At 56.1% G+C, this 18,701-nt stretch carries 16 protein-coding genes; 11 read left to right on the top strand and 5 right to left on the bottom strand.

Annotation, left to right across the window (positions count from 1 at the left end):
* The first annotated feature begins 7 nt into the window (after positions 1 to 7).
* The 7 genes from CYB_RS08295 (at position 8) to CYB_RS08260 (ending at position 8,144) form a co-directional block, all read left to right on the top strand.
* Positions 8 to 760 (top strand): DUF561 domain-containing protein, encoded by a 753-nt coding sequence (locus CYB_RS08295; RefSeq protein ID WP_011433343.1) that lies wholly within the window; start codon positions 8 to 10, stop codon positions 758 to 760.
* 255 nt (positions 761 to 1,015) lie between these two features.
* Positions 1,016 to 2,170, top strand: coding sequence for an RNA-guided endonuclease InsQ/TnpB family protein (locus CYB_RS08290; RefSeq protein ID WP_011433342.1), 1,155 nt, complete (start codon positions 1,016 to 1,018; stop codon positions 2,168 to 2,170).
* A gap of 223 nt (positions 2,171 to 2,393) precedes the next feature.
* Positions 2,394 to 3,128 (top strand): ribonuclease PH, encoded by a 735-nt coding sequence (gene rph / locus CYB_RS08285; RefSeq protein WP_011433341.1) that lies wholly within the window; start codon positions 2,394 to 2,396, stop codon positions 3,126 to 3,128.
* Positions 3,129 to 3,374: 246 nt separating this feature from the next.
* Positions 3,375 to 4,616, top strand: coding sequence for a response regulator (locus CYB_RS08280; protein WP_011433340.1), 1,242 nt, complete (start codon positions 3,375 to 3,377; stop codon positions 4,614 to 4,616).
* A gap of 604 nt (positions 4,617 to 5,220) precedes the next feature.
* Positions 5,221 to 6,918, top strand: coding sequence for an ABC transporter ATP-binding protein (locus tag CYB_RS08270; RefSeq protein ID WP_011433339.1), 1,698 nt, complete (start codon positions 5,221 to 5,223; stop codon positions 6,916 to 6,918).
* A 12-nt stretch (positions 6,919 to 6,930) separates the two neighbouring features.
* Positions 6,931 to 7,569, top strand: a complete 639-nt coding sequence (locus CYB_RS08265; RefSeq protein ID WP_011433338.1) for a riboflavin synthase — start codon at positions 6,931 to 6,933, stop codon at positions 7,567 to 7,569.
* A gap of 11 nt (positions 7,570 to 7,580) precedes the next feature.
* Positions 7,581 to 8,144, top strand: coding sequence for a shikimate kinase (locus tag CYB_RS08260; protein WP_011433337.1), 564 nt, complete (start codon positions 7,581 to 7,583; stop codon positions 8,142 to 8,144).
* Positions 8,145 to 8,263: 119 nt separating this feature from the next.
* Here the strand turns inward: CYB_RS08260 and psbD are convergent, their stop codons facing one another.
* Positions 8,264 to 9,322: a photosystem II D2 protein (photosystem q(a) protein) gene (psbD, locus tag CYB_RS08255; RefSeq protein ID WP_011432491.1), complete on the bottom strand. Its 1,059-nt coding sequence runs from the start codon at positions 9,320 to 9,322 to the stop codon at positions 8,264 to 8,266.
* Positions 9,323 to 9,577: 255 nt separating this feature from the next.
* On the opposite strand from psbD, the gene glgA reads away from it, so the two are divergent.
* Both glgA and CYB_RS08245 read left to right on the top strand, forming a co-directional pair.
* Complete coding sequence (glgA, locus tag CYB_RS08250) at positions 9,578 to 11,119, top strand: glycogen synthase GlgA (RefSeq protein ID WP_011433335.1); 1,542 nt, start codon at positions 9,578 to 9,580, stop codon at positions 11,117 to 11,119.
* Between the two features lie 45 nt (positions 11,120 to 11,164).
* On the top strand, positions 11,165 to 11,785 hold the full coding sequence (locus CYB_RS08245) for a hypothetical protein (RefSeq protein ID WP_011433334.1): 621 nt from the start codon (positions 11,165 to 11,167) through the stop codon (positions 11,783 to 11,785).
* Here the strand turns inward: CYB_RS08245 and rsmD are convergent.
* The 3 genes from rsmD to CYB_RS08230 are packed head-to-tail and all read right to left on the bottom strand — an operon-like array spanning position 11,782 to position 14,031.
* Positions 11,782 to 12,333: a 16S rRNA (guanine(966)-N(2))-methyltransferase RsmD gene (gene rsmD, locus CYB_RS08240; protein WP_011433333.1), complete on the bottom strand. Its 552-nt coding sequence runs from the start codon at positions 12,331 to 12,333 to the stop codon at positions 11,782 to 11,784. The genes CYB_RS08245 and rsmD overlap by 4 nt on opposite strands.
* A gap of 9 nt (positions 12,334 to 12,342) precedes the next feature.
* Positions 12,343 to 13,230, bottom strand: coding sequence for a Sll0314/Alr1548 family TPR repeat-containing protein (locus CYB_RS08235; RefSeq protein ID WP_148202734.1), 888 nt, complete (start codon positions 13,228 to 13,230; stop codon positions 12,343 to 12,345).
* A gap of 39 nt (positions 13,231 to 13,269) precedes the next feature.
* On the bottom strand, positions 13,270 to 14,031 hold the full coding sequence (locus CYB_RS08230; RefSeq protein WP_238376727.1) for a HEAT repeat domain-containing protein: 762 nt from the start codon (positions 14,029 to 14,031) through the stop codon (positions 13,270 to 13,272).
* Positions 14,032 to 14,393: 362 nt separating this feature from the next.
* Here CYB_RS08230 and CYB_RS08225 point away from each other — a divergent pair, with 362 nt between their 5' ends.
* Together CYB_RS08225 and CYB_RS08220 are read left to right on the top strand one after the other, a co-directional pair.
* Positions 14,394 to 15,008, top strand: coding sequence for a Uma2 family endonuclease (locus CYB_RS08225; protein WP_011433330.1), 615 nt, complete (start codon positions 14,394 to 14,396; stop codon positions 15,006 to 15,008).
* Positions 15,009 to 15,202: 194 nt separating this feature from the next.
* A complete protein-coding gene (locus CYB_RS08220; protein ID WP_011433329.1) occupies positions 15,203 to 15,817 on the top strand; it encodes a Uma2 family endonuclease in 615 nt (204 codons plus the stop codon).
* Positions 15,818 to 15,911: 94 nt separating this feature from the next.
* Here CYB_RS08220 and CYB_RS08215 read toward each other — a convergent pair whose 3' ends face one another.
* Complete coding sequence (locus CYB_RS08215; protein WP_011433328.1) at positions 15,912 to 18,623, bottom strand: phospholipase D-like domain-containing anti-phage protein; 2,712 nt, start codon at positions 18,621 to 18,623, stop codon at positions 15,912 to 15,914.
* Positions 18,624 to 18,701: the final 78 nt, after the last annotated feature.

Below are 18,701 nucleotides of genomic sequence, written 5' to 3'. Positions count from 1 at the left end.
CGAGCCTATGACCACTGCCTCTCACGCTGCTCTTTTCGACGCTCTGGCCCAACGTCGGGCCCTCAAGATCATCAGCGGTCTACAAAACTTCGACCTGCAGTCGGTTCTGAGCATCACCCGCGCCGCCCAACAGGGAGGGGCCACTTGGGTGGATATCGCTGCCAGCCCCGAATTGGTGCAGCGGGTACGCGCCCAGATCGATCTGCCCATCTGTGTGTCGGCGGTGGAGCCGCAGCAGTTGGCCGCAGCCGTACAGGCAGGAGCAGACATGGCCGAGATCGGCAATTACGACAGCTTCTACCCTTCAGGCCGCATCTTCTCCGCAGCGGAAGTCCTAGACCTTACCCGCCGAACCCGCTCTCTTCTGCCCCGCACGCTCTTGTCGGTAACCGTTCCCCACACTCTGCCTCTGAATCAACAGGCAGAATTGGCCGAGAAACTGGAGGATCTGGGAGCCGATCTCATCCAAACCGAGGGCAGCACCAGTGCCGAGCCGGTTCACGGGGGATCCCTGGGCCTGATCGAGAAGGCTGCCCCCACCCTGGCCGCCGCCTATGAAATTAGCCGTGTGGTCTCGGTACCGGTTATCTGCGCTTCCGGCCTCTCGACGGTAACAGTGCGCTTGGCCATTGCTGCCGGCGCTTCAGGTGTAGGGGTGGGCAAAGCTGTCAGCCGGCTCCAGGATGAAGTGGCCATGGTGGCTCAAGTGCGGGCATTGGTGGAGGCCTTGGGAGGATCTCGGATCCCTGCCCTTGTCTAGTCGATGTCTGACCGGTAAAAGTTGACCCTCTTGCGCCAGCGTGCGCTGGTGCATTTTTTTTAGATTTTCTTGGACAAGCAGGGAATAAGTAGGTAAGTAGGGCAGCTGAGGGTTGAGATCAGCCGCTAGAAGTTTTGCTGCTCACCAAATTTTCGGGCTGGAGGCCCGCACATAGCCGCAGGCTTGGTGTCGGGAGGAAAGCCCTCCTCCATATAGGTTTGCCGGTCAAAAGTCTGGATAAACTACAATAAGCCCATGAGCCAGACTATCTCTGTACGTTGCAAGCTGATAGTCCCACAAGAGTTGCGTCAAGAAATTGACCGCACTTTGCAGGGCTTTGCGAATGCTTGCAACCAGATTCTCGACACCGCCAAACAAAAGAACTGCTGGAACACCGCCAAGCTGCACCACTTGGTCTATCGACCGGTAAGGGCAGCAACGGGGCTGAAAGCCAACCACGTCTGTCAGGCGCTCCGTCGGGTGATTAGCAATGCCAAGGCGGTGAAGCAAGTCCACAAGTTCCGCCCCACCAGTCTGACTTTGGACGCTCGTACTTTTAAGTACCGAGAGTCCGACCAAGCCGTGGGCGTGACCCTGATGAGCGGACGGGTTTGGCTCAAGCTCAAGATTGGCGGTTATCAAATCGCTTTGCTGCGGGGGCAAACGCCCACCAGCGCTACTCTGTCCAAGACCAAGCAAGGGGACTACTACATCAACATTGCTGTTGAGCTGGATACTCCCCCAACTGGCAAAACTCCAAAGGTAATCGGAGTTGACTTGGGCAGACGGGATATCGCCACCGCCAGCAACGGACGCTCTTGGAGTGGAGAGCACATCCAGGCCGTCCGTGACCGGTTCAGCCGTGTACGCGCCAAGGTTCAATCCAAACGCACTCGCAGCTCTAGGAGGCTGCTGAGAAGGCTCTCTGGGAGAGAACGGCGCTACCAGACATGGCTGAACCATAACATCAGCAAAACCTTGGTCAGGGATGCCCAGGCTATTGGTGCGGCACTGGCTTTTGAGGACTTGACGGGCATTCGAGAGTGCCTGAATCAGAAACCTCGGAGCAAAGCCGAACGGCGCAGGACTAACAACTGGGCGTTCTACCAGCTCAGGATGTTTGTGGCCTACAAGGCTGCCATTGCTGGGGTGCCTGTGGTACTGGTTCCGCCTGCCTATACCAGTCAGACCTGCCACAAATGCCTGCACATCCACCCTGAGCGGGGCAAGTCCTACCGTAATGGTAAGTCGTTCAAGTGTGGACATTGTGGGTGGGAAGGGGACGCTGACCATAATGCTTCTCTTGTAATTGCTGCTCTTGGGGCGACTGTAAACTCGCCTGAAATTCCGAAACTTAGCTGCCCTCTGGGGCCGCTAGGGATTGGGATAAAGCCCGCACCCTGCGCATAGCGCGGGTGTCGGGTAGTTTACAAGTGCTTCACTTTCTTCCGCGTAGAGGTGGCATACCCGGCAATATCCAATTTGCGGCGGTTGCTACACTTGTCGTCCTTGCCTTCCCAGACCAATTCCGTCCGCAGCCATCGCCCCAGTCATGTTCTGCAAAGATTCCAAGTCCTGAGCCGCATTGGGCAGACATGGTTGACAATGCGAGGGATCCCTTTTTGAACTGTCCATGAGCTGGCAACGCCCAGATAATCGCACCGCTGCTCAATTGCGCCCGGTTTCTTTTGAGCGCCACTTTACCCGCTATGCCCCTGGCTCGGTGTTGGTCAAGTTCGGCCATACCCATGTCCTTTGCACCGCCAGTGTGGCCGAAGAAGTTCCCCCTTTTCTGCAGAACACCGGCCAAGGCTGGCTGACGGCTGAGTACCGCATGTTGCCCGGAGCCACGCAACAACGACAGCCGCGGGAAATGTTGAAACTATCGGGCCGTACTGCCGAGATTCAACGGCTCATCGGGCGCAGTCTGCGCGCCGCCTTGGATTTTCGCAAGCTGGGATCCCGTACCATCACCGTCGATGCCGATGTGCTGCAGGCCGATGGCGGCACTCGCACCGCCGCGATCACAGGGGGCTATGTGGCTCTGCACGACGCCATCACTTGGCTGTACAAACAGGGGGCGCTGGATCCGGCCCAGGGATCCCCGCTGCGGCAGCAGGTGGCGGCCCTTTCAGTAGGAATTGTGCAGGGAGAGGTACTTGTGGATCTGTGCTATGAGGAAGACAGCCAAGCCGAGGTGGACATGAACATTGTTATGAACGAGCAGGGATCCTTCATCGAGATCCAGGGCACTGCCGAAGCCGCCTGCTTCAGTCGCCCGCAACTGCTACAAATGTTGGAGATGGCCCAAGCCGGGATCCAAGAATTGCTACAAGCCCAACGGCAGGCTCTCAATTTAGAAAGATAGAGCCATAGCCGGACCCTAGCCTTGCAATGGTAATCCTTCAAGGCACTGCATATGGGATTGCATGGGTGTATATCCTGGTTGGCAAAGCGGTATTCCCTTGCTGTAAAGGAATGGCCGGGAAAGCTAAGATCAGCCAGTTGTTAAAATAAGTGAGCTCTCTGAAGCTCTCCTTTCGACGGTTTGAGCGTGTGGCTGAGGTGAATCGCTGCTCATTTGGCCTGAAGAAGTTGGCCCGGAGAACGCTGCATGTCCCGTTTTGTGTTCGGCTCGGAGGAACTTGCGCCACTGCTCAGGCAGCAAGGTTGGCGGTTTACCACTGGATATCTGCACATTCACCTCAAGGGACTGGATCCCTCTGAGGGTGCGGAACCCTGGGTGTTGACCTACTACCACGGCAGGCTGCTTTTTTCTGCCGATCAACCCCTCAACACGCAAATCCTGCTGAAACGCCTATCCCGCTTTATTCCTCGCCTCAACTTGGAATGGCCACAGCGGGCCATCTCGGTGGTGCAAGAGCGCTTGATGAAAGACCATTCCTTACCTGAGCTGCTGGAGGCTATCACGCAATTGGGCCTGCTCAAGCCGGGGGAGCTGGAAGATGCCCTGTGGCTCAACCTGCTTACCGATTTCGACCGCTACCTATTCGAACGGGCAGGCACCTGTTACTTTGAGGTGCAGGAGCAGGTCGCCCAAGAGGCCCCCATTGGCGGGTTTGAGTTGGAGCCGCTGCTGCAAGAAGCCGCCCGGCGCCACGATCGCTGGGCAGATTTGAAGGTGGCGATCCCAACCCTGTTGGCGGTGCCGGTGGTCAATTGGGAACGGGTCAACCGCTACCGCATCACCGATGAGCAACGACAGAAGCTCCACACCCTCACCAAAGATGGCCAGTCGCTGGAAGCAATCGCCAAGAAGCTGTGCCGGGATCGGCTGGAGGTGGCCAATCTCTTTGCCTCCTGGGCGAAAAAAGGTTTGGTCAGCCTACAAACACCCCAAGAGCTGCTGCAGACCAAGCGCCACAACCCGATAACCATCTTGGCGGTGGACGACAGCGTGGTGATGCAGGAAATCCTACGGCAGTATTTGCCCAACTATCAGGTGATTACAACGGGCAACCCCGCCGAGGTGCTTCCTTTGTTGTTTCAGCATCGGCCCCACCTGTTGTTGATGGATATCGCCATGCCGGGGATCGATGGTCTAGAGCTTTGCCGCATTGTGCGCAGCTTAGAAGAGTTTAAGTCCCTTCCCATCCTGATGGTTACCGCTCGCGATGGTCTGCTGGCCCGCATCCGCGGCAAATGGTCGGGGGCAACCGCCTACTTGACCAAGCCCTTCAACGAAAGTCAGCTTAATGCAGAGGTGAAGCGGCTTCTGGCCCAACAGCCGCCTGCCCACAGACAAAATCCTCTGTCGGTTCAGGGAGGCAGAACAGGTCATCCTGCCCTGTTTCAGGGATCCCCCCGTTCCCTCGAGGATCAAGCCAAGGCGTAGTGTCCTTCTGAGTTGATCCCCGTCGCCATTGGCTTTCCTGTCAAAATCAACAAAGGTTTTATGTTAGATAAGAAGTCAACTCAAGAGACCATAACTTGTCTGGGCTGACTGCTAATGTCAATGGATTGATAGCTCATTAGGACATGCCCAAAAGAGAAAAATAGGTTGCCGGGGATTTCAGAAACAAGAGACGAAGTAAGCATCCCATACACTGAAAACTTATCCGATCAACCTTCCTCATTGTCATCACGACCGGCTACTTCAATCTCTCTCAGGAACTGGCTTTTCCCCGCTGGCATTAGAGGTCGTTTAAGCCTTAGAGAAGCCTCACAAGGCTTCTGGCAAAAGAGTCCATACTAAGGGTACCGACAAACAAGCCCTGAAGACATGAAAAAAGATCGAACAGGGTTCAGCAGGCACTTCTGAAGGCAAACCAGAAATATTAAACGCTGTCGTGGATCCCGGCAAGATCAATGAGAGGGAGAAATCAAGCAGAAACTGCTCAGGATCCATGGACAGGGATCCCAAGAATACGTAAAATCGAGTAAAGAATGTAAAGAAAACGCCACACTTCTCCAATTGGTCCCGATCCCCAAGGAGCATTATGCTGCGACTGGAACACATTAGCAAAATCTATCCCACCGGTGAGGTGCTCAAGGATGTGAACTGGGAAGTTAAGCCTGGGGATCGCGTCGGCCTAGTGGGAGTAAACGGGGCCGGAAAGACCACCCAGCTCAAGATTATCTGCGGGCAAGAAGAACCGACCAGCGGCGAGGTGATCCGCCCCGCCAACCTGCGCATCGCCTATCTCACCCAAGAATTTGGAGTGGATCCCGCCCGAACGGTGCGAGAAGAGTTCTGGACAGTCTTTCAAGAGGAAAACCGCATTCACCAAGAAATTGCCCAAATCACCCAACAGATGGAGCAGGCGGACGCGGACACGTTGGAAACCCTTTTGCGCCGTCTAGATCGTCTACAGCGCCAATTTGAGAGTTTACATGGCTATGAACTGGAGGCGCGTATTGAGAAAATCCTGCCGGAAACGGGGTTTGAGCCGGAGGACGGGGATCGGTTGGTGAGCGCCTTCAGCGGCGGCTGGCAGATGCGCATCAGCCTGGGGAAAATCCTGCTGCAAAAACCCGATTTGATGTTGCTAGACGAGCCGACCAACCACCTAGACTTGGAGACCATTGAGTGGCTGGAAAACTACCTCAAGAGCTTGACGATCCCCATGGTGATTGTTTCTCATGATCGAGAGTTTTTGGATCGGCTTTGCACCCAAATTGTGGAGACGGAGCGAGGAGTTTCTACGACATACTTGGGTAACTATTCTCAATACCTACTCCAAAAAGCTGAACGGCGAGAGGCACAACAAGCTGCCTACGAACGTCAGCAAAAGGAAATTGAAAGGCAACAAACCTTCATCGATCGCTTCCGGGCCAGTGCCACCCGCAGCACTCAGGCCAAAAGCCGCGAAAAACAACTGGAAAAGATCGAGCGGGTCGAAGCGCCCATTGGCGACGTGCGTACCCTCAAGTTTCGCTTTCCCCCTGCTCCCCGCAGTGGTCGCGAGGTGGTGAAGATCGAGAATTTGACGCACATTTATGGAGATAAGATTTTGTTTTTGGGTGCGGAGCTGTTGATCGAGCGTGGGGATCGCGTCGCCTTTCTGGGGCCCAATGGGGCAGGAAAATCCACCCTGCTGCGTCTTATCACCGGCCTAGAGCAACCTACCGAGGGATCTGTGAAATTGGGAGCACACAATGTGATCCCTGCCTACTTCGAGCAAAATCAAGCAGAGGCTTTGGATCTGAGCAAAACCGTCTTGGACACCATCCATGACGAAGTGCCCGACTGGAAAAACGAAGAAGTGCGCACGCTGTTGGGTCGCTTTTTGTTCAGCGGCGACGCCGTTTTTAAGAAAGTAGCGGCTTTGAGCGGGGGAGAAAAAGCCCGCTTGGCGTTGGCGAAAATGCTACTTCAGCCGGCCAACCTACTGATTTTGGATGAGCCCACCAACCACTTAGATATCCCGGCCAAAGAGATGCTGGAAGAAGCTTTACAGCATTACGATGGCACGGTGATCCTTGTTTCTCACGACCGCTACTTTATCTCAAAAGTGGCCAACAAGATTGTAGAGATTCGCAACGGAGAGTTGGTCGCCTACCAGGGCAACTATCACTACTATCTAGAAAAGATCGCTGAAGAGAAAGAGAAAGCCCGACAAGAGCGAATCGCTGCCGAAAAACGAGCCAAAGAGCGAGAAAAACAGAAAGCCAAAAAGGCAGCCGGCAAAACCTAAGGAGCCAAAGCAATGTTTACGGGTCTGGTTCGAAGTTTGGGCACAGCCCAGTTGATCAATTCTTCACAGCTACGGGTTACCTGTCCCCGGTTGCAACCTCAGTTGGCCTATGGAGATAGCGTGGCGGTGGACGGCCTTTGCCTGACGGTGGTGGAGATTCTGCCCGATGGATTTTTGGCCGATGTTTCGCCGGAAACCCTGCGGCGCTCGACTTGGGGCCACGGATCCCCCGGCCCGCGCACAGTCAACCTGGAACCGGCGCTGCGGGTAGGAGACAAGTTAGGGGGGCATTTTGTCAGCGGCCATATCGATGGGGTGGGGCAACTGTGGGATCAAGCCGCCACCGGCAACGCCTGGGAGCTGAGCTTCAAGGTTCCTGAAGAGATCGGGCGTTACATCGTACCCAAGGGCAGCGTGGCGGTGAATGGGGTGAGCTTGACCATTGCTGAGGTGCGCCAAGGGGGCTGCTGGTTCAAGGTGGCTGTGATCCCCCAAACCTACCGCGAGACCAACCTTTCTCAGCTCCAAGTTGGGGATCCCGTCAACATAGAGGCGGATATTTTGGGCAAGTATGTGGAAAAATTGCTGGGCTTGCTGCCCCCCGAGAGCAGCGTTTCTCTGGAGTTTCTGGCCGAGCATGGCTATATCTAGGTACCTTTCCCATGATCCACCCCGAGGAAGTTGAGCGCCTGCGCGGCGTAAATGTTTATCTCATTGGGATGATGGGCAGCGGCAAATCCACCGTGGGATCGGAGCTGGCAGCCCAGTTGCGCTTTCAATTTTTCGACACCGATGGTCTGGTGGAGCAGGTGGGGGGTTCTTCCATCGCTCAGATCTTCGCCGAGCATGGGGAAGCCTACTTCCGGGATCTGGAGACGCAGGTGTTGGCCCAGTTGAGCAGCTACACCCGGCTGGTGATCGCCACAGGCGGCGGCATTGTGTTGCGCCCCAAAAATTGGAGCTACTTGCACCATGGCCTCACCGTTTGGCTGGATGTGGCCCCCGAGCTGATTTGGCAGCGGCTCAAGCGGGATCCCGGCCAACGCCCCCTGCTGCAAACCCCCGACCCCCAAGCTGCCCTGTACAAGCTGATGCAAGAGCGAGAGCCGTTCTACGCCCAAGCCGATGTGCGGGTGCCCATCCGGTCAGAAACTAGCCCGCCCCAGTTGGTTGAACAGATCTGGCAAGCCATTCGCGCCCGCCTGCGAGACGGGATCCCTTCCTAGCCACCTCGCGCCCAACACAAAAAGGGATCCCATGAGGGATCCCTGAACTCTTCAATACTCAAGTGGATTACTTAAGATTCGCCGGGAGCGGATCCCTGACGAGACCAGAACGGCTTCCTTTAGAGCGCATTGCCGCGGGGGAGGACTTCTTCAGGGAACTCAAAGCGCTCATGGGGCTGGTCCTGCGGCGCCATCCACGCCCGAATCCCCTCGTTCAGCAAAATGTTCTTCGTGTAAAACGTCTCAAACTCCGGGTCTTCCGCTGCCCGCACCTCCTGACTGATAAAGTCATACGCCCGCAGGTTCAGCGCCAACCCCACTACCCCAATGCTCGACATCCACAAACCCGTCACCGGCACAAACAACATGAAAAAGTGCAGCCACCGCTTGTTGGAAAACGCTATCCCAAAAATCTGGCTCCAGTACCGGTTGGCCGTCACCATCGAGTAGGTCTCCTCCGACTGCGTCGGCTCAAAAGCCCGAAAGGTGCTGGCCGCCTCCCCATCCTGAAACAGGGTGTTCTCCACCGTCGCCCCATGGATGGCACACAACAGCGCTCCACCCAAAACGCCAGCCACCCCCATCATGTGGAACGGGTTCAGCGTCCAGTTGTGGAACCCCTGGAAAAACAGCAAAAAGCGGAAAATCCCCGCCACCCCAAAGCTGGGCGCAAAAAACCAGCTGCTCTGCCCCAGCGGGTAAATCAAAAACACGCTCACAAACACCGCTATCGGCGCGCTAAACGCAATGGCGTTGTAGGGCCGCACCCCCACCAGCCGGGCAATCTCAAATTGCCGCAGCATAAAGCCAATCAGCCCCAGCGCTCCGTGCAGGGCCACAAAGGTCCACAGCCCCCCAATCTGGCACCAGCGGGTGAAGTCCCCCTGGGCTTCGGGGCCCCACAGCAGCAGCAGGCTGTGCCCCATGCTGTCGGCGGGGGTGGAGACGGCTACGGTCAAAAAGTTGCACCCTTCCAGGTAGGAGCTGGCCAACCCGTGGGTGTACCAGGAAGTTACAAAGGTGGTGCCGGTGAGCCAGCCGCCCAGGGCTAGGTAAGCGCAGGGGAACAGCAGCAGCCCGGACCAGCCGATAAACACGAATCTGTCGCGCTTGAGCCAGTCATCGACGATGTCGAACCATCCTCGCTCCTGACGCACGCGCCCTACCGCTATGGTCATAGGACGTCTCTCCAGAACAATGACGACGAATAAAGTGCAATACAGCAGCGCCCACAACAGTTCTGAGCAGCACTGTCCTTCCATCTTACGAAAAATCAATAAGTTGCAACATAACCTCAAGATGAGGCGCTGCATCAGCTCATCCGGCGCAGGGATCCCTTGTGTTTTAGGATGGGAAGGGTTTTGGCTGAGGGCAACTGAGCCGGGATCCGTTCACGGCGGTGGAGCGGAGCCCACAACAACAGGGAGGGCAGCGTGGTTCAAGCCAAGATTTTGTTCGCAGCGGCAGAGGCAGCACCTTTGGCCAAGGTGGGGGGCATGGCGGATGTGGTGGGATCCCTGCCTGTCGTTTTGCGCAAGCTGGGTCAGGATGTCCGCATCATCATGCCTCTGTATGGCTTTCTCTGGGACAAGTTCGGCCAGGAACCGGGGCAATACCCCCGCTCGAAAGATCCCATCTGGTCTAAACAGGTTATGGGTCAGGTGGCCGATATTTACGAAAGCGTTTTGCCCGGCACCGATGTGCCCCTCTACTTGGTCAGCCACTACTGCTTTGCTCCCCACCGCATCTACTACGGCGAGGACGAGTTCTGGCGCTTCACCTTTTTTGCCAACGCCGTAGCCGAATTTGCCTGGACTTACTACCCCTGGAAACCCAACATCATCCACTGCCACGATTGGCACACCGGCATGATCCCGGCCTGGATGCACCAAGCTCCCGATATTGGCACGGTGTTCACCATCCACAACCTGGCCTACCAAGGGCCCTGGCGCTGGCAACTGGAGCGCATGACCTGGCTGCCCTGGTATTTTTCTGCCCACAACACCATGGCTGCCGGGATCCTCTACGCCGACCAAGTGAACACCGTCTCGCCCACCTATGCGATGGAAATTCGCACCCCTCTGCATGGGGAAGGACTGCAGGACTTGTTGGCCTGGAAAGGGGAACGGTTGCGAGGAATTTTGAATGGGATCGACATCGATAGGTTTGATCCCCGCACCGACCCAGACCTAGAGGCCAATTTCAGCATCGATGATCTCAGCGGGCGGGCGGCCAACAAAGCCACGCTACAGGCCAAGTTGGGCTTGACCGTCAACCCAGATACCTTTCTGATGGGCATGGTGGCCCGTTTGGTGGAGCAAAAAGGGATCGACTTGCTCATCCAAGCCCTGGATCGCTTCCTGGACTACAGCGACGCGCAATTCGTTTTGCTGGGAGGCAGCGGCGAAGCCTACTACGAAGGGCGGATCCGGGAGATGGCCGAGCGGCACCCGGGCAAAATGGCCTACCAAAAAGGCTACCAACCCAAGCTGGCCCAGTTGATCTACGGGGGGGCAGATGCGTTTTTGATGCCCAGCCGCTTTGAACCTTGTGGCATCAGCCAGATGATCGCCATGCGCTATGGGTGTGTGCCCATTGTCCGCCGCACGGGGGGGCTGGTGGATACCGTCAGCCACCACATCCCCAGCAAGGGGATCGGCACCGGCTACTGCTTTGACCGCTACGAAGCCCTGGACTTCTACACCTGTCTGGCGCGGGCTTGGGAAGCCTTCCAGCACAAAGAAACTTGGCAAGCGCTGCAGAAGCGGGGCATGGCCAGCGATTTCAGTTGGCACCGCTCAGCGCTGGAATACCTGCGCATGTATGAGCTGATTCTCAACCTACCGCTGCTGCCGGAAAAGCCTCCAGAGCCACCCAACTCGCCCAGCTCCTCTCCGCCCAAGCTCAAGAAGCCCATCTCCTCCCAGCCTCGCTCCAAAGGGATCCCTGAGCTGCAGCAAAGACCCGAGGAGTAGGGTAGAGTGGAACGGGTCAAAAAAGGTTTTGGGGGTTACCCGCACATGATTGGACGACGTCCTACTGTTGCTTCCCAAGGCTGTCGCCAGGACGCCATCGCCCAGGGGCTCAGCCTTCTGCGCCGTTCTTGGGCGCGGTTGGTTTTCGGCGTATTACTCGGCCTCATCTTGGGCGTGGGCTCCACCTTCTGGGCCACCGCTCAGCAGCTCCCTGCCGGACAGCAGCTTATTCCCAATCCGCAGCAGTTTCGCGCCCTAGAGCAGCCCAGCAGCGCCCTCAGCGCGTTGCGAGCCGAACAACTGGCTGCCGAAGCCAATGCCGCCATCCAAGCGCAAAACTACGACCAGGCTGTCGAGCTGCTGCAGCAGGTGTTCAACGCCTACAACCAGCGCTCCAACTACCACCAAGATCTCTCCCGCGCCTTCGCCGGGATCCAAAACCGCATCTCCGAAGAACAGCGGGAGCTGGCCCGTGTTGCCGCCCAAGCCCGGGATCAAGCTGCCTACGATTTGGCCGTGGTCTACCGCGCCGCCGGGCGACCGGAAGAGGCCGTGGGCTGGCTGATCCAGGTCATCAACAGCCAGAGCCCAACCCGCGAGCTGGGCACCCAAGCCTACCAGCAGCTCTTGGAAATCGGCTTCGTCAGCACTCCCTTCCCCAGCTAGAGCTGCTCTTCCAGATTGCGATAGAAAGCCAGCGCCGTTTGCCCATAGGTTCGTTGGTCAAAGCGCAGCAGGGATCCCACCTGGTCTGGTAGCTTCTGGCCGCTGCGATGCTCGACGATCAAGGTTCCGCCTGGCTTGAGCAAGGGCGGGATCAGGGGCAGGAGCGGGGCGTACAGACCGGCCTCGTAGGGAGGAGCAAAGTACACGTAATCAAATGGCTCCAAGTTCAGGCCGCGGCTGAGCAGCTTGCGGGCATCTCCCTGAATGACCTGGAAAGATTGCCCCAGCTGCGCCACCTTGGCCCAGTTGGCTCGGATGATGCGGCAGGCAGGGGCGGCAATCTCGATCCCGGCCACAAAAGCGGCCCCCTGACACAGAGCTTCTGCTCCCACCGTACCGGCCCCACAGCACAGATCCAGCCAGCGACAGCCTTCCACCTGCCCTTGCAAGATGTTGAACAAGGCCTGCCTCACCCGGCCAGGGGTGGGTCGAGTGCCCAAGCCAGCGGGAGTTTGCAGCGCTCGTTTGCCGCTGATGCGCAGGCTCATGGGATCCCTTCAGGGGTTAGGTGCAGCCGGCAACTGGCCGGTCAACCCACTGCGCTGGGCGGCGCGATCCCGCTCCATCTGGATTTGCTCCACCAAAGGTTGGGGCAGTTGGGCGGAAGCTTGCAGGGCTTGATCGAAAAGGGGGACGGCCTCTCGGTCTTGCCCTTTGGAAACCAAAATTTGCGCCTTGAGGTAATAGAGCTCCGGGTTGTTGCAGGAAGCAGCAATGGCCCGATCTACCGCCTCCAATGCCTCGTCAAAGCGCTGCATATCCCGGTAGGCCAGAGCTTGGCCGCGGTAGGACAGATAGTCAGGCGCTGCCATCCGAAACTGATTCAGAGCCTTCTCCCGGTAGGTCAGCAGCAAATCCATGTAGCCGTTGAGCAGATTGAGCTCCGGATCGCTGCTGTCCACTGCTTGGGCGGCCCGGATGGAGGCAAACAATTGATTGAGGGTGGGCAGAGCCTTGGGCAAACCGATGACCACCCCATCTCGCACCACAATGTTGGCTGCCTCTAGCCCGTAGCCCACGCCCTCATAAAGGTTGCCACGCAAGGGATCCGTCTTTTTCAACTCGGCGGCCACCTGTCGGGTTTGAGTGGCCAACTGGGCAAATGCTTCCAGGTCTCCCTCCTGATAAGCCAGCGCCGCCAACAGGGCATAGACCATCGGCTCTTCGGGGGAGGCCTTCTTGGCCATTTCCAGTTTTTCCCGGCTCTGGCTGTAGCGGCCTGCACAGAAGAACTCTTCAAAAGCTGCCGCCACCTCCGGCCTGATGGGGCGGGCATTGTCCCCGCTGCGGAAGGGATCCTGCGCCCAAACGGGCAGAGCGGATCCCCACACCCAACAAATCACCCCCAGCAGTTTGCCCAGCCTGCTCATTTTGCCGATACTCATCCCCAGTGCCTCAACTCCCACCCCCATCTAACCCTCTCTTCAGCGCAGCAGTTGGGCAATCGAAGCAATAGCGGCATCTTGAACCAACTCATTGGGCTCATAGGCCAGAAGATCGTGCAAGGGACCCAAGGCGCGCGGATCCCCAATTTGGCCGAGGGCACGGGCTGCCGCCTCCCGCACCACCGGTTCATCGTCCGCAAGCTTGGTCAGCAAAGCCGGCACCGCCTCCACCACCCGCATTTGCCCCAACCGGTAAATGGTTTGCAGTTGAGCCTCAAGAGGGGTTGCTGGGAGAGCAGAGCTGTACACAGAAATACCCGCAGAACCGTCGTAGGAATAGCCGCCGTGCGCCATCGAGATAGCCGAGAGAGCCTGCAACGCCTCTAGGGCACGATATCGCTCTGCCCCGCTCATCTGGGGCAATTGGGCCACCAGATCCTCAAAAGCTCGCTGCACAGGATCGGCAGCCGCAGTCTGCTGGGCAATGCGAGTTAATTGGCGATCCGCCTGCACCTGCTGCCAAGACTGAAACGCCGTCAGACCTGCCACTATCAAAGCCGCATCGGCCAGAATGGCCAACAGCGCCATTCCTCCCCAAATCTTGCTGCGACGGCTGAGCCTTTGCATTTGCTTGTCCACATAGACAAAGGCTTGGTGCTGCCGTTCCCAAAAGTCGGGGGCCACCTGCAGAGTTTGGGCGCTCAGATCGGGAGACAGAAGGTTTTCCTCGCGGGCTACCTCCAGGCTCTGTAGCCTTTGATTCAAGCGAGAGAATTGTTTCGTCCAGAGCCAAGTAAACATCAGGTCACGTCCTCTCTGCAAACCTGCCATCGAGAACCAAGTCTTGCTGACACAACATTGTGCAGGACATTGTGCGGGAACATTATGCGGGCTGTGCTGGCGTTCAGTGTCAGGCAAGGTTGGCCCACTTTCCCCTGGGATCCCAGAGGGGGAGCTTATGCGACAGGATAACAAAAGCGTCAGCTCCCCACCACCGGTCTTTACCCTAGAATCGCAGGATGCTTCTCAGTGTAGAGAGGCCGACGAAGGACGCAGAGAGGTTGGCTGCACTTGCGACCGAGAGAACCCGAAGGCCACCGCGTCGAGCTTCTCGACACCCGACTGACCGTTTGAGCCATTCTGCCGCTGCCTGAGGAGATGCCATGACCACTGCCCTCGCCCCCCGTAAAACCCACACTTCAGAGGAATACTTTGCCCTGGAAGCTGAATCAGAGGCCACAGGCGGGATCCGCCGTGAATTTCGCAATGGGGAAATTATTGAGATAACTGGCGGCACACCCATTCATAGCCAACTGATTACCAGTGTCAATGCCCTACTTTGGCTTAAGCTAAGAGGCAAGGGTTTTTCCGTTTTTTCTAGTGATCTCAGACTTTACATACCTGCCTTCGAACAATATGTCTATCCCGATGGTATGGTGATCCAAAACCCAGTTCAGCTTAAAGAAGGGAGCAAGGATACTGTCACTAACCCTATCTTAATTGTGGAAGTGCTCTCGCCTGCCACCGAAAGCTACGATAGAGGAGCGAAGTTTGCTGCCTATCGCTCTCTCCCAACTTTACAGGAGTATCTGCTAATTGACCAAGCTCGAATCAGTGTAGAACACTACCGCCGCCAGGGAAATGTCGAGTGGATCTTCAGGGACTACCATGCCCTGGATGATGTTGTTACGCTGCCATCTGTCAACATCACTTTTTCCCTGGCAGACATTTACGGTGATATTGAATTAGAGCAAGATTCAAATGCAACACGCTCCTGACAAGAACCTACTCCCCCACTTGAAACGTAGATGAGGCAAGTTGGGAATGCCTGAAGTGATTCTGCTAGATATCTACATCCGGCTCTGGCTAGGGTTATACGGCTATGCCATAAAAGACTATTAAAGGATGAGATGGGCGACAATGTTTGCAGAAGTATCTAGGGCGTTTTAACTCATTCAAGGGAGGAAAAACTATGACTGCTACCTATGCTGTGTCTTCTAAGCTAATGACTTTTGCTGAGTTTCTGGAGTGGAAACCTAACAGACGATACGAACTACACAACGGAGTTGCGGTTGAGATGCAACCCACAGGGAAACATGATGAAATCAGTGGTTTTCTTGCCATCGAATTGGCATTAGAAATCCGCAGGTGCAACCTCAACTATTTTCTAGGTCGGGACACCTTGATCAAGGCGCCGGAAGGCGATACTGCCTACGCTCCTGATGGGGTGGTGATTGACCGTACCGCCTTGGCCAGAGAACCCCTGTGGCAGAAATCCTCGACGCTCATCCACGGAACCTCTATTCCTCTTGTCATTGAAATTACCAGCAACAACTGGCGAGATGACTACTGGCATAAGCTGAGTGACTACGAGACGTTAGGTATTGCCGAATACTGGATCGTTGACTACCAAGCGTTGGGGGGTCGTCGGTACATTGGCGAGCCGAAGGTTCCCACAATCTCGGTTTTCCAACTGGTCAATGAGGAATATCAGGCGCAATTATTTCGGGGCAATGACCGGATTCGCTCTAAAGTTTTCCCTGAATTAAACCTCACGGCTGAGCAGATTTTTCGGGCTGGAGCCTAGCATGGTCAAGGCACTTCCGCCCGTATTAACTCGTGGTCAGAGGCAACTTTTTCCAGCCCATTGGCAGAAGCATATCGAATTGGCTGATATATGGCTACCACCCTTCTGAAAGACGTTCCACAATATCCCGACGGGACAACACCTTTTCGCAGGTCTCCCATCTTGGGCCTTTGGGTTCAACTGTGCTTGCGTAGCGCAGCTCAAAAGCGTTGGCCTGTTTCTTGCGCTCTGTAAACTCCTGCAATTTGGCCTCCAGAGTTTCGATATTCTCAATCCACTCATCTTCGATAGTATCGGGCAAAGAACCGAACAAGTCGTAGCGATCTTTCATCCGCTGAGAAAGCACCTCGTATACCTTTTCGTCGTGGGTACCGTGGTACACCAGGTTGAGCATGTCCACACGGTCGCGGGTCTGACCAAAGCGCTTGATCCGCCCGATGCGCTGCTCTAGGCGGGAAGGATTCCAAGGGAGATCAATGTTGATCAGCGTGCCCAAAGTTTGGAGATTCAGACCTTCACAAGCAGCATCGGTGGCCACCACCAGCCGAATGGTACGCTCTCGCACGGCTCTCTTGATATCTTCCCGCTCTGCGCTCCGCCATTCTCCGGCAAAAAACAAACCCGACTTGTGGGCGCCTGCATAGAGAGCCACACTTTCTTGAGGCAGACGTTGGCTCAGGTTGTTGGCCACCCAATGGGCGGTATCAAAATACTGGCTGAAAATGATGCATCCCAAGTCCAGCCAGTGTCGTTCCTGTAGGAAATAGAGGACGGCATCGAGTTTGGGATCCGTGCTCTTTTGGCTCAAGACGCTAACAATGCGCTCCAAATGGGCATATTCTGCCTCTAAAATCTCTGGAAGGTTGTCTAACAGCCAATCTTCTTCTCCGTCCTCCTCAAAAAAACGCCGCTTTTCCAGTAGTTTCTGAGCCGTAGATAGGCCGCTGGCAATACTGGAGCAGATCCGGCTTTGCATGATGCTTTTCATAAACCCAGCGGATTGGGTACGCTGTCTCAAAGCCCTAGCAAAATCTTGGGCAGCTTCATAGGCCACATCAAATTCGGGAGAAGTGAGCAAACCCAGCCCACAGAACATGGGCAATTGCTCTCCCTCGCTCGGCCAAATATCGACGGCAATCCGCTCAAGCAAGCCCAATTCTTCCAAGGTAGAGCGTTTTCGCAATACGGTATGGCGCAGAATTGGGTTGTGTCGCTGGAAAAAAGTCAGCCCCTGTTGGCGCTCTTCCAGGGCATCTCGCAGTTCTTGGCGGGTGAAGTCCTCCAATTCCGTCAGGGGCTTATCTGTGAAGTGTTGACCTTTGAAGAGCTTCAGATCGCTGCGGATGTGGTCAAACAAGGGATCCTCAACAGATGGCGGCAGAGGATTGCGGAGCAAATTCCAGGCAAAATGCTCGTCGGTCACTGCTTGTTGTCCTGTCAAGATGGGCAGGATCCTTTGCGTCTGCTGCCACAACTGCTGATGCCGTCGTCCCAACACATGCTCGGCACCGCTGTTGAGCACTCCCAGCAGATCCCACAGTTCCTCAACATGGGTTTGGATGGGGGTGGCTGTGCCCAAAAGGACGTGCTTGGACTGGGTGGCCGCCTTGCCCATAAAGTCCAAGAGATTGTTGGGTTTGGGATCCCTTACCGTGACACCACGGGTACAGCGGGCGCGGTGGGCCTCATCCAGGACAATCGTGCCAAAGCGTCGTTCCAAAAGGCATTGGGCTTCGGGGGCATTGTGAAAGATGAGACCCGTAGAAACAATACCAATTTGATAGGGGCAACGGCCAATACCTTCAGCACCCTTGGTTTTGATGATGTGCCCATTGGCATCTTGCCATACCTTGCGGTTGGAGAGCCACACAGCAGAGGGAATGCCCAGTTTATCTTTGAGTTCCACTTGCCACTGCTGGCAGAGGGTAGCCGGACAAAGAATTAAGGCTGGCCCATCTTCCAAAAGGCACGCCACCATCGCCGCAACCGCCAAAGACAAGGTTTTACCCAGCCCCACTTCATCTGCCAGAATGAGTCGCACTGCACCATACAGCTCTCGGTGTTCCAGGAACATTTCCACAAACGACTGCTGCCATGGTTTGAGAACCTCACCCCGGCGATAGAGAGGGGCTTCCACCAATGCGGCTCCAGGAACATCGACAGGTTGCAAGTCTTGAAGAAATACCTCTACCTTGCGAGATAATCGCCCCACCTCTTCCACAATCGCTTCTGGCAGAGGAACACTCCGTTCCCACAGGTACTGAAACTCCGCTTCGACCCAAGCAACCCCTTCTGGCGACTGGTCTTCCCAGACAATTTCGTAATGCTCTTGCCATCCCTGCCGCGTTTCGTTGAGGCTGCCGATAAAAGCAGATTTGGTGCCATCTCTTGCCTCAATAACACCTGCTTTGCCGTGGAGAAAGGGGGCATCTGCGGCTGACACCACTCGCACTTCCACTTTGCCGCTTTTGAGGATTTCGTAAAGTTGACGGTAGCGGGGGCGCTGTAATAGGCTGGTGATCAATTCTCCTTTCTCTTCGTTCCATTTTTCTTTGAGCGCCATTTCTCTGGCCTGGCGGGAAGCTTTGCCGATGGCAATATCCCAGGGATCCAAGTCGCTGTTACAGACGATCTGCACCTGCTCGATGTGTGTAATCTCTTCAGTCACCAATTCAAAAATAGAAGAGCGAAAGTACCCAGCAATGCGCTTGTAGGTGCGTGCCTTTGCCAGGCGATCTTTGAGAAAGACATGGCTGAGCCGCTGCTGGCGGGAACTGAAACGGCGTAGGAAAGAAGTGCTGGACATGGCGGGCTGGGGTAAAATTGTAACAATACTCTAGCCTTAAAATGAGCAGCCGAAGGCGCAAGCAGCGTCTTTGCAGAA

Source organism: Synechococcus sp. JA-2-3B'a(2-13), assembly GCF_000013225.1.
Classification (GTDB): Bacteria; Cyanobacteriota; Cyanobacteriia; order Thermostichales; family Thermostichaceae; genus Thermostichus.
This window is presented reverse-complemented; position numbering and strand designations above follow the sequence as displayed.

Coding starts and splice junctions, on each gene's coding strand:
- CYB_RS08235 (WP_148202734.1), bottom strand. CDS start 13,230: ATGAGTATCGGCAAAATGAGCAGGCTGGGCAAACTGCTGGGGGTGATT.
- CYB_RS08215 (WP_011433328.1), bottom strand. CDS start 18,623: ATGTCCAGCACTTCTTTCCTACGCCGTTTCAGTTCCCGCCAGCAGCGG.
- psbD (WP_011432491.1), bottom strand. CDS start 9,322: ATGACCATAGCGGTAGGGCGCGTGCGTCAGGAGCGAGGATGGTTCGAC.
- CYB_RS08260 (WP_011433337.1), top strand. CDS start 7,581: ATGATCCACCCCGAGGAAGTTGAGCGCCTGCGCGGCGTAAATGTTTAT.
- CYB_RS08290 (WP_011433342.1), top strand. CDS start 1,016: ATGAGCCAGACTATCTCTGTACGTTGCAAGCTGATAGTCCCACAAGAG.
- CYB_RS08220 (WP_011433329.1), top strand. CDS start 15,203: ATGACTGCTACCTATGCTGTGTCTTCTAAGCTAATGACTTTTGCTGAG.
- rph (WP_011433341.1), top strand. CDS start 2,394: ATGAGCTGGCAACGCCCAGATAATCGCACCGCTGCTCAATTGCGCCCG.
- CYB_RS08295 (WP_011433343.1), top strand. CDS start 8: ATGACCACTGCCTCTCACGCTGCTCTTTTCGACGCTCTGGCCCAACGT.
- CYB_RS08280 (WP_011433340.1), top strand. CDS start 3,375: ATGTCCCGTTTTGTGTTCGGCTCGGAGGAACTTGCGCCACTGCTCAGG.
- CYB_RS08230 (WP_238376727.1), bottom strand. CDS start 14,031: ATGTTTACTTGGCTCTGGACGAAACAATTCTCTCGCTTGAATCAAAGG.
- rsmD (WP_011433333.1), bottom strand. CDS start 12,333: ATGAGCCTGCGCATCAGCGGCAAACGAGCGCTGCAAACTCCCGCTGGC.
- CYB_RS08270 (WP_011433339.1), top strand. CDS start 5,221: ATGCTGCGACTGGAACACATTAGCAAAATCTATCCCACCGGTGAGGTG.
- CYB_RS08245 (WP_011433334.1), top strand. CDS start 11,165: ATGATTGGACGACGTCCTACTGTTGCTTCCCAAGGCTGTCGCCAGGAC.
- CYB_RS08225 (WP_011433330.1), top strand. CDS start 14,394: ATGACCACTGCCCTCGCCCCCCGTAAAACCCACACTTCAGAGGAATAC.
- CYB_RS08265 (WP_011433338.1), top strand. CDS start 6,931: ATGTTTACGGGTCTGGTTCGAAGTTTGGGCACAGCCCAGTTGATCAAT.